This is a genomic window from Bacillus sp. ChL18, from assembly GCF_026241425.1.
Classification (GTDB): domain Bacteria; phylum Bacillota; class Bacilli; order Bacillales; family Bacillaceae; genus Bacillus; species Bacillus velezensis.
The window spans coordinates 222,438-239,056 of sequence record NZ_JAPHWE010000004.1; the positions used below are offsets into that span (position 1 = coordinate 222,438).

At 48.4% G+C, this 16,619-nt stretch carries 12 protein-coding genes; all 12 read left to right on the plus strand.

Going from position 1 to position 16,619, the window contains the following annotated elements:
• The first annotated feature begins 2 nt into the window (after nucleotides 1-2).
• The 12 genes from lpdA (at nucleotide 3) to cyoE (ending at nucleotide 16,586) form a co-directional block, all read left to right on the plus strand.
• Complete coding sequence (gene lpdA, locus OQ477_RS19445) at nucleotides 3-1,382, plus strand: dihydrolipoyl dehydrogenase (RefSeq protein ID WP_265973528.1); 1,380 nt, start codon at nucleotides 3-5, stop codon at nucleotides 1,380-1,382.
• 106 nt (nucleotides 1,383-1,488) lie between these two features.
• Nucleotides 1,489-3,297, plus strand: coding sequence for a sigma-54-dependent Fis family transcriptional regulator (locus OQ477_RS19450; RefSeq protein WP_265973529.1), 1,809 nt, complete (start codon nucleotides 1,489-1,491; stop codon nucleotides 3,295-3,297).
• Between the two features lie 65 nt (nucleotides 3,298-3,362).
• Entirely contained in the window at nucleotides 3,363-3,545 is a 183-nt protein-coding gene (locus OQ477_RS19455) for an H-type small acid-soluble spore protein (RefSeq protein WP_003155535.1), read from the plus strand.
• A 170-nt stretch (nucleotides 3,546-3,715) separates the two neighbouring features.
• On the plus strand, nucleotides 3,716-5,065 hold the full coding sequence (gene glvA / locus OQ477_RS19460) for a maltose-6'-phosphate glucosidase (RefSeq protein WP_007610111.1): 1,350 nt from the start codon (nucleotides 3,716-3,718) through the stop codon (nucleotides 5,063-5,065).
• A 68-nt stretch (nucleotides 5,066-5,133) separates the two neighbouring features.
• Nucleotides 5,134-5,895 carry a MurR/RpiR family transcriptional regulator gene (locus tag OQ477_RS19465; RefSeq protein WP_007408530.1) on the plus strand — a complete coding sequence of 254 codons (762 nt, stop codon included), beginning with the start codon at nucleotides 5,134-5,136 and terminating at the stop codon, nucleotides 5,893-5,895.
• 16 nt (nucleotides 5,896-5,911) lie between these two features.
• The gene (locus tag OQ477_RS19470) at nucleotides 5,912-7,498 is read left to right on the plus strand and encodes an alpha-glucoside-specific PTS transporter subunit IIBC (protein WP_029325994.1); all 1,587 of its coding nucleotides are present in this window, start codon (nucleotides 5,912-5,914) and stop codon (nucleotides 7,496-7,498) included.
• 176 nt (nucleotides 7,499-7,674) lie between these two features.
• Nucleotides 7,675-10,002, plus strand: a complete 2,328-nt coding sequence (locus OQ477_RS19475) for a peptidase G2 autoproteolytic cleavage domain-containing protein (RefSeq protein WP_265973530.1) — start codon at nucleotides 7,675-7,677, stop codon at nucleotides 10,000-10,002.
• 296 nt (nucleotides 10,003-10,298) lie between these two features.
• Nucleotides 10,299-12,032, plus strand: a complete 1,734-nt coding sequence (locus OQ477_RS19480; RefSeq protein ID WP_265973531.1) for an ABC transporter ATP-binding protein — start codon at nucleotides 10,299-10,301, stop codon at nucleotides 12,030-12,032.
• Nucleotides 12,013-13,830 (plus strand): ABC transporter ATP-binding protein, encoded by a 1,818-nt coding sequence (locus OQ477_RS19485; protein ID WP_007610119.1) that lies wholly within the window; start codon nucleotides 12,013-12,015, stop codon nucleotides 13,828-13,830. Before OQ477_RS19480 ends, OQ477_RS19485 begins: the two co-directional genes overlap by 20 nt.
• A gap of 166 nt (nucleotides 13,831-13,996) precedes the next feature.
• Complete coding sequence (locus OQ477_RS19490; RefSeq protein WP_012117101.1) at nucleotides 13,997-14,401, plus strand: DoxX family protein; 405 nt, start codon at nucleotides 13,997-13,999, stop codon at nucleotides 14,399-14,401.
• Nucleotides 14,402-14,417: 16 nt separating this feature from the next.
• On the plus strand, nucleotides 14,418-15,275 hold the full coding sequence (locus tag OQ477_RS19495; RefSeq protein ID WP_265973532.1) for a VOC family protein: 858 nt from the start codon (nucleotides 14,418-14,420) through the stop codon (nucleotides 15,273-15,275).
• 363 nt (nucleotides 15,276-15,638) lie between these two features.
• Complete coding sequence (cyoE, locus tag OQ477_RS19500) at nucleotides 15,639-16,586, plus strand: heme o synthase (RefSeq protein ID WP_265973533.1); 948 nt, start codon at nucleotides 15,639-15,641, stop codon at nucleotides 16,584-16,586.
• Nucleotides 16,587-16,619: the final 33 nt, after the last annotated feature.

The following is a 16,619-nucleotide window of genomic DNA, read 5'->3' on the forward strand; positions in this document are numbered from 1 at the left end:
GATTGACACTAGCCATTATCGGCGGAGGGCCTGCCGGATATGCAGCTGCCGTGACTGCCGCGCGGAGGGGAGAAGAAGTCGTTCTGATCGACAAAGGGCCGCTCGGAGGCACTTGTCTCAATGAGGGGTGCATCCCGACAAAGTCGCTTTTGGAAAGCGCGAATGTGCTCGATAAAATCAGGCATGCAGATACATTCGGCATCGAACTGCCGCAAAACATTACACTCAATTGGGCCCGCATGCAGGGGCGCAAACGGCAAATCGTCAGCCAGCTCGTGCAGGGAATTCAATACTTAATGAAAGCAAATCAGATTAAAGTCATCAGCGGGACAGCTTCATTTCTCACAGAGCAGACATTGCTTGTTGAAGGAGAAGGAGGCGCAAAAGACATTCTGGAAGCGGATCGGATATTGATTGCATCCGGATCTGAACCGGCGGAGCTGCCGTTTGCCCCATTTGACGGCGATTGGGTGATCGACAGCAAAGACGCGCTTTCTTTACAGAAAATTCCTTCTTCCCTGCTTATTGTCGGGGGAGGTGTGATCGGCTGTGAATTTGCCTCTTTATTCAGCCGGTTTAAAACGAAAGTGACGGTGATTGAATCGGCTGACCGGCTGCTCCCGGCAGAAGACGGGGAAATCGCCGCCGTTTTTGAAGACTCTTTAAGAGACAGCGGGGCTGATATTCAGACAAAAGCCGTCCTTCAACGGATTGACAAAGAAAGGAAAACCGCCGTGTGGACAAAAGACGGCAAAGAAATTGAGGCGCAGGCTGATCACGTTTTGGTTGCAATCGGGAGAAAACCGCGTTTGCATGGCTTGAATCTGGAGCAGGCCGGCATCCGGTATTCTCCGCGCGGCATTGAAGTCAATGACCATATGCAGACCAATGTGCCTCATATATATGCATGCGGCGATGCGGCCGGAGGCATGCAGCTCGCGCATGCCGCCATTCATGAAGGAATCACAGCCGCCGCGCATGCCTCGGGAAAGGACAGCAAAGTCAATATGCGGGCGGTGCCCCGCTGTATTTATACATCGCCGGAAATGGCCGCTGTCGGGCTGACGGAAACACAGGCGAGAGAGACATACGGAGATGTGAAAATCGGAGAATGCTCATTTTCTGCTAACGGAAAAGCGTTAATTAAGCATCAGCACGGCGGCAAAATGAAAATCATTGCCGAACCGGAATTCGGAGAAATCGTCGGCGTGTCAATGATCGGGCCGGACGTGACGGAATTGATCGGTCAGGCGGTCATGATGATGAACGGTGAAATGACGGCGGATATGTCGGAGCACTTTATCGCGGCGCATCCGACTCTGTCAGAAACGCTTCAGGAAGCCCTGCTGAATGTCACCGGACTTGCGGTGCATTCCGTATAACCGGAATACCCTTTCTCAGATGAGAAGGGGTATTTTTCGTTGAAAGCGCTTTATTTTTCCCCTACAATATATGAAAAGATGGTCTGAACAGGGGGGAGCGAATACAATGAATGTCATTCGGAATGATTTTAAAACCTGGAAGCGCTTTGTGAAAGAAGGTGTGCTTGATGAATCCCGTATTCAGAAGCGGGTGGCCGCCTCATGGCAGCGCTGCAAAAAAGCCGACGTCAACCCTTATCTCGAAAAGGGGCCGAATGTGATGCCGGCAGATCATTTAGAAAGGCAGGCCGAAAAGCATGCGTTATTTTTAGCGGCCTCAATGCCTCATGCAGAAAGAATGAAAACGGCGATGCGGGAAATGGAAATGATGGTTCTCCTGATTGATTCAGACGGCGTTGTCCATTCAGTTGACGGCCACCCGCGCGCCATTCATGAAGCGAACCGCATCAATTTCTTAAAAGGCGCCCGCTGGACGGAAACGGCCGTCGGCACGAATGCGATCGGGACGGCTCTTTATACAAATGAGCCGGTCATGATACACGGCTCTGAACATTATTCGCTCGCTTCTCATCAATGGAGCTGTTCCGCCGCGCCGATCCGTTATGAAGACGGGCGGCTGGCGGGTGTCATTGATATTTCCTGCCCCGCCGCCCGCGCTCAGCCTTTTATGCTCGGAATTGCCTCCTCCATCGCTTATACGGCGGAACGGGAGCTTGCCCTAAAGATCAAAATGACAGAACTTGACATGATCAGCAAATTCGCCGGGCTGACCCGGTCACACGATCCGATCGTGCTTTGCAATGAAATGAGCAGGGTTATCGCCGCAAGCCGTCCCGTTCAGCATTTTACCGGACATATGCTGCGCGAGCTTGAGGAACAGGGCTATCACATCAAGCAGGCGAAGCGGGAGGAGAACGGCTGCACATGCGTTTATTTATCCAAACGAGAAGAAAAGCCGTCTTTTATATTTCATGGTGCGGCAGGCAAAAGCCCGTCATCCCGACATATGCTTCAGCAGCTGGAGCTTGTCGCCCGAACGGACGCAACCGTTTGTCTTACGGGAGAAACCGGGACGGGAAAGGAGGTTGCCGCCCGGGCGATTCATAACAACAGCTCCAGGAAAAACGGCCCGTTTATCGCCGTCAATTGCGGAGCGGTCCCCGAAAAGTTGATTGAAAGCGAACTGTTCGGCTACTCGGAAGGCGCCTTCACCGGGGCCAAACGGAAAGGACATAACGGCGCTTTGCAAAAAGCCGATAAAGGCACGCTTTTCCTCGATGAAATCGGAGAAATATCACACTCCATGCAGGTCGCTCTGTTACGGGTGCTGCAGGAACGGAAAGTCACCCCGGTCGGCGGGACAAAAGAGATTCCCGTTGACATCAGAATCATCACTGCCACCCACACTGATCTGAGACAGCTTGTCGAATGCAAAAAGCTGAGAGAAGATTTATTTTACCGGCTTCACGTCTGTCCGATCCATCTCCCTCCATTAAGAGAACGCACCGAAGACATTCCCGGACTCTTCCTTGAATTTCAGCGAAATCGCGGCTGGCGCGGGGAGCTTCCTGATGACTTTTTAGACCTATTAAAGAGCCGGAAATGGCCGGGGAACATCAGGGAATTGTTTAATGTATTTGAACGTCTTTCCGTCATGTTCCCGGACGGACGGCTGTCAGAACGCCCCGTTGCAGCCCTGCTTGAAGCGTCAGGTCTTAAAGAGGCGGCCGAGTCTTATGAACAGGAAGAAGCGTCCCCTGTCTCCATCCGGGAGCACATTCAGAAAAACATCATCGTAAACGCGCTTGAATCGGCGAAGGGGAATGTCGCGCTGGCCGCCAAAATGGCCGGAATCCCGCGGAGCACGTTTTACAAACGCCTCAAAAAATTCAAACTCACCGCCGGACAATTGTAAGAAACAAGCATACTTCTCTTGGCTGCCGGACACGTTATGTGTGAGGCCTAAAGGAGGTTTGAGACGTGAATACACAGCGTGCGAAAGACATTTCAGAATCCGCCGCCATGGCGTATGTGACGTACGAAGGAGTCCCGATTTATATTCAGCATGTCAACGAGGACAAGGAAACAGCCAGAATTTTCCCGATCGGAAATCCGCAATTTGAGCAGGAAGTGCTGCTTTCTGATTTACAAGAGCATTTTTGAGAATGGGTCTGCTGATGACAGCAGGCCTTTTTCGTACCTGTGGGAACTTTCCCGCTTTTTGAGAAAAATAACTAAAAATGATTAAATGATCTAACTCCTCCAAACCCGGTACAGATCGGACCTTCTCATGATATAAATAAAATGTAAACGTTATCAGAGGAGGGCTTCACATGACAGACAAATCATTCTCAATCGTTATTGCAGGCGGCGGCAGCACATTTACCCCCGGAATTGTATTAATGCTTTTGAATCACCTGGAAGAGTTTCCGATCAGAAAGCTGAAACTTTATGACAATGATAAAGAAAGGCAGGAGCGGATTGCGGGTGCGTGTGAGGTATTCATAAAAGAAAAAGCGCCGGACATTGAATTTTTGGCGACTGATGACCCAGAGACGGCTTTTACGGATGTTGACTTCGTTATGGCGCATATCCGCGTCGGAAAATATGCGATGCGCGCGCTTGATGAACAAATCCCGCTGAAGTACGGCGTGGTCGGTCAGGAAACATGCGGGCCGGGCGGAATCGCATACGGCATGCGCTCTATCGGCGGTGTACTGGAGATTCTTGATTATATGGAAACGTACTCACCTGACGCATGGATGCTGAATTACTCCAATCCGGCGGCGATTGTGGCCGAAGCTACACGGCGCCTCAGACCGAATTCAAAAATATTGAACATCTGCGACATGCCGGTCGGAATTGAGGATCGCATGGCGAACATCCTCGGATTATCTTCACGGAAAGAAATGAACGTCCGTTACTACGGCTTGAACCATTTTGGCTGGTGGACGTCCATCACAGACCGGCATGGCAATGATTTAATGCCGAAGCTGAAAGAGCATGTCCGTGAATACGGCTACGTTCCGAAGACGGAGGCCGAACAGACTGAAGCAAGCTGGAATGACACATTCAAAAAAGCGCGCGACGTACAGGCGGCTGATCCGGATACGCTCCCGAACACATATCTGCAATATTACTTATTCCCGGATGATATGGTGAAAAAATCAAACCCGAACCATACGAGAGCCAATGAAGTTATGGAAGGGCGCGAAGCTTTCATTTTCAGCCAATGCGATATGATTACGCGCGAACAATCATCGGAGAACAGTGAAATTAAAATTGATGATCATGCTTCCTATATCGTCGACCTTGCCCGGGCCATCGCTTACAACACCGGGGAGAGAATGCTGTTAATCGTTGAAAATAACGGCGCGATCGCAAACTTTGATCCATCAGCTATGGTTGAGATTCCTTGTCTCGTAGGCTCAAACGGACCGGAACCGCTCTCAGTCGGGAATATACCGCAATTTCAAAAAGGCCTGATGGAACAGCAGGTGTCTGTCGAAAAACTGACGGCTGAAGCGTGGGAAGAGCGGTCATTTCAAAAGCTGTGGCAGGCGCTGATCCTGTCAAAAACAGTGCCGAATGCCCGTGTGGCAAGACTGATTCTTGAAGATCTGATGGAGGCTAATAAGGACTACTGGCCTGAGCTTGATGTGAGTCCGTCTCCTATTTCCTGATGACAATCTTCCCCGTTTTCTTTATCTGTTATTCTATATAATAGAAAGAAAACGGGGGGATTTTTGGGATGAGTCTTGAAGAACTGGTTAATCAGCATTACGCGAAATTAAATGACAACGATTTTTATATTTTAAAATATATATTGAATCATAAACATACGTGCTACCATCTCGGTATCAATGACATGGCGAAAGCCTGCAATGTCTCTCGGTCTTCCATCCTGCGGCTCGCCCAAAAGCTGGGCTTCAGCGGCTACAGTGAATTCCGGGTTTTTCTGAAATGGGAGGATCAGCCTGAAGAGGGCGAGAATATGACGTTTGAAAAGCTGCTGGATGATATTGAAGCCAATGTAAAATATGTGAAGTCAAAAGATATGACGGAGATGTGCCGGCTGATAGATGAAGCAAAACGGATTTTCGTTTACGGATCGGGCACGGCTCAGAGGGTGTGCGCCCGTGAGCTGCAGCGGATGTTTGTATCCCGGCGGAAGTATCTGATTTTAATTCAGGACATCACAGAGTTTGATATCATGTGTGATGATTTTAAGGTTGATGACGTATTCATCATTATTTCTTTATCAGGCGAAACACCCGAATTAATTCCGCAGGTAAGGACCCTGTCCGCAAAGGGAGTTCCGTTTATTTCAATCACCAATCTGAAAAACAACGTACTGGCGCAAACGACGCCGTATAATCTTTATGCGACCAGCAAGCCGGTGACGTTAAGCGATAAAACGGAAATCGTCGCATTTGCCCCGTTTTTTCTGGTGGGCGAAGCGTTATTCCGTGCATATGTTGATTATAAAGAGCTTGAAAATTTTGATAAATAGCAGGAGGTCACGTGAAATGATGCAAAAAGTCCAGCGCTTCGGCAGCGCGATGTTTGTGCCTGTTTTGTTATTTGCATTTTCCGGTATTATTGTCGGTCTGAGTACGCTGTTTAAAAATAAAACGCTGATGGGGCCGCTGGCTGATCCTGACGGGCTTTGGTATCAATGCTGGTATGTCATTGAACAAGGCGGCTGGACCGTCTTTAATCAAATGCCGCTCCTGTTTGCGATCGGCATCCCTGTCGCCTTAGCGAAAAAAGCGCAGGCGCGGGCTTGTTTGGAAGCGCTTACAGTTTATCTGACATTCAATTACTTTATCAATGCGATTCTGACGGTTTGGGGCGGGGCTTTTCACGTCGATATGAATCAGGAAGCCGGCGGAACGAGCGGGCTGACGATGATCGCCGGGATCAAAACGCTTGATACGAATATTATCGGCGCCATCTTTATTTCATCTATTGTCGTGTATTTGCACAATCGTTATTTTGATAAAAAACTGCCGGATTTCCTGGGGATTTTTCAAGGATCATCATACATCGTTATCATTTCTTTCTTCATTATGATACCGATTTCACTTGCGGTGGCATACGTATGGCCGATGGTTCAGTCCGGAATCGGCTCGCTGCAAAGTTTTCTCGTTTCTTCCGGGGCGATCGGCGTGTGGATTTACACATTCCTGGAGCGGATTTTAATTCCGACCGGCCTGCATCATTTTATTTACTCGCCGTTTATTTACGGTCCGGCTGTGGCTGAAGGCGGTATCGTCACCTATTGGGCCCAGCATCTCGGGGAATACTCTCAAAGCGTCAAACCGCTGAAAGAATTGTTCCCGCAGGGGGGCTTCGCGCTTCACGGAAACTCGAAAATCTTCGGCATTCCGGGAATCGCGCTCGCTTTTTACGCCACGGCTTCAAAGGAAAAGAAAAAAATTGTCGCCGGCCTATTGATCCCGGTCACCTTGACGTCCATTGTCGCGGGAATTACAGAGCCGATTGAATTTACATTCCTTTTTATCTCGCCGTTTTTATTTGCGGTTCATGCTTTGCTTGCCGCTTCCATGGCAACCGTCATGTATATGGCCGGCGTCGTCGGAAATATGGGAGGCGGTTTGATCGAAGCTGCGACCTTGAACTGGATCCCGCTGGCGTCAAGCCACGGCTTGACGTATGTATACCAGATCATCATCGGGTTGTGTTTTACCGCTGTTTACTTTTTCGTCTTCCGTTTCCTCATTCTCAAATTCAACATCGCCACACCGGGCAGAGAAAAAGAGGAAGGACAGGAAACAAAGCTCTATTCGAAAAAGGAGTACAGAGAACGGAAGCAGGCTTCAAAAGAAACAGCGGCGGCAGACGAAACACAGCGGGATACAGCCGCTTTGTATATTGAAGCGCTGGGCGGAAAGGACAATATTACGGAAGTCACCAACTGCGCCACCCGTCTCCGCGTCACTGTCGCTGATGAATCAAAGGTCAAAAGTGACGCCGATTTCAGAGAGCTGGGAGCCCACGGGGTCGTCAGAAAAGGCAGGGCGCTTCAGGTCATTGTCGGATTAGGCGTTCCGCAAATGCGGGAGCGTGTCGAGAAAATATTGAACGGTTAAAATACTGCAGCAGCAGACTATGTGCAGAGCGCTTGTTAATCCGGCGCTCTTTTTATGTTTTGAAGAAATGTATGAATTTGTCATACCTTTGCCACCTGTACATGCAGGAGTGAAAACGAAAGACTTCTGTGGTGTTCGGTGTTTTAAACAGCAATTCAAAAATAGGAGGTAAGGCAATGACAAACTATACGACTTTCTTAGGACTTTACAAACCCGATAAGACGGAGGGGATTGAGGTTGAAAGCATTGCTCAAAATTTTGAAGCGATTGACAGCAAAATCGGTGCTGCGCTTAGCAATGGCACGTCAACTTATGAAAATTTAAACGAAAGACTTAAAATGTATGAAAACAGATTTGAACATGTGACAGAGCGGAACGTTATGGATTTTGGAGCTAAAGGTGACGGCGTAACGGATGATACGCAGGCATTTCATGATGCCATGGCCGACGGAGGTTATGTCGTAACAGTTCCCGCGGGTGTATTCAGAACATCGGGATTGTTTGTTCCGTCAAATACAATGCTTGTCGGAGCAGGCAAGAAAAGAACGGTTATTAAATTATTAGACGAAACACCGGTCGGCCATTCTGTTCTGACCAACAGTGATTATACGAACGGTAATGAAAATATTTATGTCGGCCATCTCACTTTGGATTGGAATAAGGATACTCGTCCTTCCGGCTGGAAGATTCCGAAAGGCCCCACTTCAAGCTGTTTGCTTTTTGCGAATGTTGACTATTCTTTTGTTGAGCATGTGTTTGCGAAGAACGCCGGCCTGCACGGCTTTGATTCTACAAGCCCGAACTATAACAGACATGGAGAAAAAGATGATCCAACTTATTATCAGCCCAACGGCTGTAACTTTGTAACGTTTTCACATTGTGAAGCAACAGGGTCCGGGGATGATAACTTTACTTGTCACTTTGGGAAACACACGACGTTCAGTCATTGCCTCTCTTATCATCCTATGGGGCTAAACGATGGAACTTCTAACACGAACTGTTTTGAAATTGATGACGGCTCTCAAGACGTAATGATTGATAGTTGTATCTCAATTGGAGGAGTCCGAGGCTTTGAGATTAAGGCACACGGTTATGCACCGGCTGCGAAGAGAGTGCAGCTTGTTAACTGTCGCGCATACGAAAATGCCATTGGATATAGCATTCGCCATATCGGTCACCACACAGCAAGCGATCCTCAGTCAGCGACAGCCCATGATGTGCAGCTTGCGAATTGTATCGCATATAACCCTAAACCGAATGATCTTTACAAAGGGGCGGGTCCAAACGCGTTGCAAATCTCCGGATATGATGGCGTGAGTGTTGTGAATTTCCATGCTGTTTGTGATGATAGTTCAATTGATTATAAGGGTAATTCGGTAGTCAGCGTATTTTATAAAGGACGCTTAATTAGCTTAAAGAATATAACCATTCGCGGATTTAAGACTGCAGACAATGACTTATATATTGTCGGCGGGGATAACTCAGTAGGGAAAGTAATGGTGGATGGTGTCACCTTGATTGACTCCGGAAAAAAAGGAGTTGCATTTGGCAGCGGAATGTACGAGTCTGTTGTTAGTAATGTTTGGGGACAGAGATCTCCAAAAAATAATAGCGGGACAGTTGGAATTTATTCCTCAGATCCAGATCTTAATGTATCCAATTGTGATTTTTCAGGTTATGAAACTGACTTTAACATTGGAGGAGCAGTCACTCCTTATTTCTTATTCAAACATAAAGGAAGCGGAGTCATTGGCTCCCGTGAATCTCACGCTACAGGCAATAATAATTTTGTGGCTGGTTCTGTTCGGGGAAGAGCAACCGGAGCGGCTCAATCTTCAGTGCTTTCTTCGTACAATACAATTAATCCGAATTCAGATTCTGTAGTACTTGGCTGGGGTTCCGGCAGCACTCCGTCATCAGCCAACAGAAAGATTGAGCTTCACGCAAAAGAAGGAACAATTAAGGCTGCGGGAGGCGTAACAGGTTCCTCGACATTCTCTGACTACGCCGAGTATTTTGAAAGCCTGAGAGGGGAAAAGATTCCGACGGGAACACTTGTCACACTTGAAGGTGATAAGATCAGACCGGCTGAAAAAGGTGACCTCATGCTTGGGGTCATTTCCGAGACCGCCGGAGTGATTCTTGGCGAGTCGAGTTTTCACTGGTCGGGACGATACGTAAAGAATGAATTTGGCGGCTATGTTTATGAAGAACAGAAAGATGCGAACGGCCATACGGTCATGGCGCCAAAGGAAAGTCCGGACTTTCGGCCTGAAGAAGACTACGCTTCAAGAGAAGAGAGAGACGAGTGGAACATTGTCGGACTCATCGGCCAGGTATATGTCAGATGCGATGAGACTGTGAAAGCGGGAGATTTTATTCACGCTCATAACGGGATTGCAACAAAATCTGATGCTTCAAACCAGCGCTGGCAGGTCATGAAAGTGATCAATGAGTTTGATGCTGATAAAGGATTCGGGGTCGCTCTCGTTTTCATTCGTTAAATGAAATGACAAAGCATAAATGACCATCCTGACTAGCGGACGCCTTTTTAAAGGCTCCGCTAATTCATTTTAAAATCAAGGCTCCAATTCAGAAGCTGGTAATAAGAAAAGATAAGACAGCCTCCATATATCTGCACGCCTCATTCCTTCAATTTTTATCCTCAATGATTTCCGTTTTTTTTTACACAAAGTACATAATAAAAGTGCGGGTTCAAGGGTTAATCCTTTATTCATTTAAGACAAACAAATAAAATAAATATACATACATATTGAACAAAGGATTTGGAGGCTTACACATGTCAAAGGCTTTATCATATGTAAAACCGTATTCTCTTTTGGCGGGAATCGCTCTGTTTTTCATGCTCATCGAGCTTGCGGTAGAGCTGATACAGCCCCTGCTGATCGGGAAAATCATTGACGAAGGAATTTTAAAGCAGGATCTCGGTACGGTTTGGCTGTGGGGCGGCGTGATGATCGGACTGACCGCTGTTTCATTCGCATCGGGCATTTTAAATTCATTCTACTCCGCCCACATCAGCCAGAGCTATGCGTATGATACGCGAAAAGGGATTTTTCAAAAAATTCAATCCTTCTCTTATTCGACGTTTGCGCAATTCTCATCCACATCGTTTATCACCCGGCTGACAAACGATGTGACACAGGTCCAAAATATGCTTTTCATGAGTCTCCGGTTTATGCTTCGTGCGCCGTTAATGATCGCGGGCGGCATTATTCTCTCGCTGACCGTCAATGCGAAACTCGGGTTTTTTCTGCTGATCACGGTGCCGATTTTGCTTTTGTTTTTGCTGTGGGTGCTGAAAAGAGGCGGCGCGCTGTTTCGGTCTGTGCAAAAGCGGCTTGATCAGGTCAACACGATCATGCAGGAAAACCTGACGGCGATCAAACTGATTAAAGCGCTCCTCCGTGCAAACCACGAAGTGAAACGGTTTTTGAAATCGAATACGAAGCTGATGGAAAAAACGGTCTCCGCTTTTCGTCTCGTGGAAGCGGCGATGCCGATTTTAATGCTGCTGATGAACATTTGCATTTTGTTTATCTTATGGTTCGGCGCCAAAAGCATTGCCCAGGGCGGAGCGCAGGTCGGCGATGTCGTTTCCGTCATTAACTATGCGACGCGGATTACAGGCGCGCTGTCTGTCCTTCCTTTTCTCATCATGGTATTTTCCCGGGCGAAGGCTTCCGGGGAAAGAATCGGCGAGGTGCTGGAAACAGAAGGCGGCGAGGGAACGGGGCAGGACCCGGCACGGGCGCTTGCAGGCGGGATTGAGTTTCGCGAAGTGTCCTTCCGCTATCCGGGCATGGAAAAAGACGCGCTGCATCACGTGTCCTTTTCTGCCAGCCCGAAAGAAACGGTTGCCATTATGGGCGCGACAGGTTCAGGAAAATCAACGCTTTTTCAGCTGATTCCGCGCCTGTACACGGCTGATTCAGGCAGTGTTTTCATAGACGGCAAACCGATCGGTGAATTCTCCGCTTGCGGGCTGCGCAGGGAAATCGGCTATGTTCCGCAGGAAGTGCTTCTGTTTTCGGGAACAATCCGTGAAAATATCGCCTGGGGGCGGGAGGATGCTTCACTAGATGAAGTAATGGAAGCGGCCAAAGACGCGCAAATCCATGAAACGATTATGAAGCTGTCAAACGGATACGACACGGTGCTGGGACAGCGGGGCGTCAATTTGTCAGGCGGGCAGAAGCAGCGGATTTCCATCGCGCGCGCTTTTATCAGAAAGCCGTCCCTCCTGCTGTTAGATGACAGTACGAGCGCGCTGGATCTTCAGACGGAAGCGAAGCTTTTACAAGCGATCAGATCCTATGAATGCACGACACTGATTATTACGCAAAAAATAACGACTGCGATGAAGGCTGACACCATCTTATTGCTTGAAGACGGCGAACTGCTGGCCAAAGGCACGCACAAAGAGCTGATGGCACAGTCTCATCTGTACCGGCAGATCTATGAATCACAATTCGGAAAGGAGGGAGCTGACAATGCAAAAAGACATTCGTAAACCTTTCCGATACCCGAAAATACCGCTCAAATCGAATGAAGGCGGCAGAAAACGCGCGAAAGCAAAAGATACAAAAGGCACGCTGCGCAGAATCTGGTCTTATGTAGCCGAGAAAAAAGGGCTTTTAACCCTTGTGATCATCATGGTAGTCATAAGCGCCATATTCGGCCTGCTCGGACCGTTCGTCATCGGGAAAGCGATTGATCATTTTATCGTCGGACAGACGACAGACGGATTGGCGGGGGTGCTGTTCATCCTGTTTGGGATTTACCTCGTGCAATCATTGTCCTTATGGTTTCAAAACTATTGGATGATCAATATCTCGCAAAGCACCGTGTTTAAAATGCGGAGCGAGCTGTTTACCCATCTGCATGAGCTGCCGATTCCGTTTTTTGATAAACAGCGGCTCGGGGACTTAATGAGCCGGGTCACCAATGATATCGAAAATGTCAGCTCCACTTTAAATACATCCGTCATTCAAGTGCTGTCGAGCGTCATTACATTCGTCGGCACAATCTCCGTCATGCTGTACATGAGTCCGCTTTTAACATTGATCACGCTTTTGATTATTCCGATCATGCTTTTGAGCATTAAATGGATCACCAACCGGACGGGATTGCTGTTTAAACAGCAGCAGAAAAACCTCGGCGAGCTGAACGGTTTTATTGAAGAGTCGATATCAGGGGCGAAGGTCATTAAAGCCTATTCGAGGGAAGACCGCGTCATGGAACAATTTTTAGAAAAAAACGCGGCGTTACAATCATCGGGGTTTTGGGCGCAGACAATTTCGGGATTCATTCCGAAAGTCATGAACTCTTTAAACAATTTAAGCTTTACGATTATAGCGGCGGTCGGCGGGCTGTTTGCGCTGAAGGGATGGATCTCAATCGGATCTATCGTCGTATTCGCCGAATACTCGCGGCAGTTCACGCGCCCTTTAAATGATTTAGCCAATCAGTTCAATACGATGTTATCGGCCATCGCCGGGGCTGAGCGGGTGTTTGACGTGCTGGATGAAAAAGAGGAGCGGGAAGATGAAGAGCATGCGCTGTACCAGCCGATCAAAACGGGAGAGATTGAATTCCGAGATGTCTCCTTCGGCTATCAGGAAGACAGCCCGATCTTAAAACACCTGTCCTTCAGCGTTCCGAAAGGACAATCAATCGCCTTCGTCGGACCGACCGGAGCGGGTAAAACAACCGTTACGAGCCTGATCGCCCGTTTTTACGAGCCGAATAACGGGAAAATCCTCATCGACGGAACGGACATCAAAAAACTGACGAGATCCAGTCTGAGAAAAAACATGGGGTTTGTCCTGCAGGATTCCTTTCTCTTTCAGGGCACCATCAGGGAAAATATCCGTTACGGCCGTCTGGACGCATCTGATCAAGAGGTGGAGGCAGCCGCAAAAGCCGCCAATGCCCACGGATTCATCGAACGGCTCCCGAAAGGCTACGATACCGTCCTTACCCAAAACGGCGCGGGCATCAGCCAAGGACAAAAACAGCTTATTTCCATCGCGAGAGCTGTGCTGGCGGACCCGGTGCTGCTCATTTTGGATGAAGCGACGAGCAACATTGATACGGTGACGGAAGTGAAAATACAAGAAGCGCTCGGCCGTTTAATGGCGGGCAGAACAAGCGTCATCATTGCTCACAGGCTGAACACGATTCAAAAAGCCGATCAGATTCTTGTGCTGAAAGACGGCGAAATGGCTGAAAAAGGAACCCATGCCGAACTTCTCAGCCAGAACGGGTTTTACCGGGAATTATATGAAAGCCAGTTCCGGGAATCATAGATAGGGAAAAAGACCTCCGACAGAGTGCGGAGGTCTTTTTTTGCGAAGGCAAATAGTACTTTTAAGTTATTTTCGTTAAATGTAACAAAATTACTTGACGTAAATAAGTTATGTATATATACTAGCTTACATAAAGTAAGTGATAATAATTTTCAAGGAGGATTTTATGAATAAATCATTCGAAACAGGAACACTGCTTTTAAGGGTTGTAACAGGTATTATCTTTTTTGTTCACGGTTTATCCAAGTTTCAAGGGTTGGAAGGAACTGCGCAATTTTTCCAGAGCATCGGGATTCCGGCCTTTATGGTCTATGTCATCGCGACGATTGAGCTTGTCGGCGGGGTTTTGATCTTTTTCGGTTTGGCAACGCGCATTATCGGCGTTCTGTTTGCCGTCACATTAGTCGGCGCCATCTTCACGGCGAAGCTTTCCTCACCATTTATGGGCGGATCGGAATTTGATTTCATCTTACTGGTTGCGTCAATTCACTTAGCGCTTTCAGGAAGCCGCCTGCTTTCATTGGATCAGCTCCTTTTCAAATCAAAAAAGGGAGAAACTTTTTCAGCATAAGAAAGAAGGCGTTCAAATGACCGGTATTCATCAAGATACGGCAATCGGCTATGTCAAATTGACCATTAAAAATATGGAACGCTCGCTCGGCTTTTATCGGAATGTAATCGGCCTTCAAGTCATCTCGCAGACAGATCGTTCAGCAAGACTGTCAGCAGACGGAAAACGTGTCCTGCTGGTGCTTGAAGAAAATCCAAGCGCCGTCGTTCTGCCGGAGCGGTCTGTCACCGGCCTTTACCATTTCGCGATACTTCTGCCTGACAGGAAAGAACTCGGCATCGCATTGGCCAGGCTGATTGAAAACGGCATCGCGCTCGGTCAGGGGGATCACTCGGTCAGTGAGGCTCTTTACCTGTCTGATCCGGATGGCAACGGCATTGAAATATACGCCGATCGTCCCCGCAGCACGTGGCGCCGGGATGCAGAGGGCAATTATGTCATGCAAACGGCGCCCGTCGATGTGGACGGGCTTTTGGAAGAAGCCGGAGCTGAACGGAAAAGCCGTCTCCCAGAAGGAACTGTTATCGGCCACATCCATCTTCATGTGACGGATTTACAGGAAGCCAAAGCGTTTTACACCGATATCCTCGGTTTTGATATTGTCGGCAATTACGCGGGCATGTCTGCTCTGTTTGTTTCGGCGGGAGGGTATCACCATCACATCGGTCTGAATATATGGGCCGGAGAACATGCGCCGCCGAAACCGGGAAATGCAAGCGGGCTGGATTATTACACCATCGTGCTCCCGCATCAAAAAGAGCTGTCACGTGTGACAAAAGCGCTGACCGATGCCGGCTTTGAGATCGAAGAAAAAGAAGAGGGCGTATTCGTCAAAGACCCCGTATCAGGGGCGGATATCGCATTTACACTGTAAGAAACAACCCTTGCCGTCTAACCGGCAAGGGTTTTTATTTTTCTGAAGTTTTCTTGAAAAGGCTCGGTAAAGAAGAACATCTGTGACTGAAGAGAGCGAACATCTCAGTGAGGCGCAAAAATGACGCGTAGAGCCCGCCATCGCCGGCCCGAGCTCAGGGCATCGGCTGGATTGAAAACTGTGTCCGTTCAGCGGATCGGGGAGCTGTATGGGCAGACTTTGAATAGAAAAAGGCAAAAGCCGCATCCGGTCATAAGATGCGGCTTTTCATATACAATTTACAATTGTGTGAAAAATGTCCAAAACAATTGTGCTTCCTGATTCTTCCTGATATGATAAGCCGAAAAAGGAGAACCTGAACAAATGAACTCAAATGCAGCACAGACGGAACAGTCTATGAAGCATAACGGAAACCGGATGACGGTCAAGGACTTTATCATTCTTGCCAAACCGGGGATTATTATCTCAAATTCACTCGCCGCATTGGGCGGATTTTGGATCGCATGGCTTCAGTCGGAAAGGACGGGCGGAGGGCCCGCTATATTTGCCGCCATGGCGGTTGCCATGATCGGAACGGCGTTAGTCATGGCATCAAGCACTGTTTTTAATAACTTCTTTGACCGCGGCATGGACGCAAAAATGGCGCGAACCCGCACCCGCGCAAGCGTCACGGGGAGAATACCGCCGCCGGCCATGATCCTGTACGGCACATGTCTCGGCGCATGCGGATTCATCATGCTTGCTTCGCTTAATGTACTGACCGCCGTTCTTGGCCTGCTTGCATTTTTGCTGTATGCCGTCGTTTATACGCTTTGGTTTAAAAGACAATCCGTCTGGAGCACATTTGTCGGCAGCTTTCCGGGGGCGGCTCCGCCTTTAATCGGTTATTGCGCGCTGACCGGGTACATTGATATGCCCGCGATTTTGTTATACGCGATTATGTTTTTGTGGCAGCCGCCGCATTTCTGGGCGATCGGAATCAGGCGAAAGGAAGAGTATCGTGCCGCCGGCATTCCGCTTTTGCCGATTATAAAAGGCAACCGCGTCACAAAAATAAAAATGCTGCGCTATATTGCCGTTCTGACTGCGGTTTCGCTGCTCGTTCCTCTATATATAGACGTCAGCCCGTTTTATACCGCGTCCGCTCTCCTGCTCGGGGCCATCTGGCTGTACCGGAGCGTCAAAGGCTTTCAGGCGGCGGATGACACGCAATGGTCGAAGGGGATGTTTTTTTATTCGATTGTGTATTTCAGTCTGCTTTTCCTTGTTTTAATGGCTGATTCGTTTATCAATGCGGTTCTCAGAACGTAAACAGGCGGCTTGCAGATACAGAGCCGCCCCGTT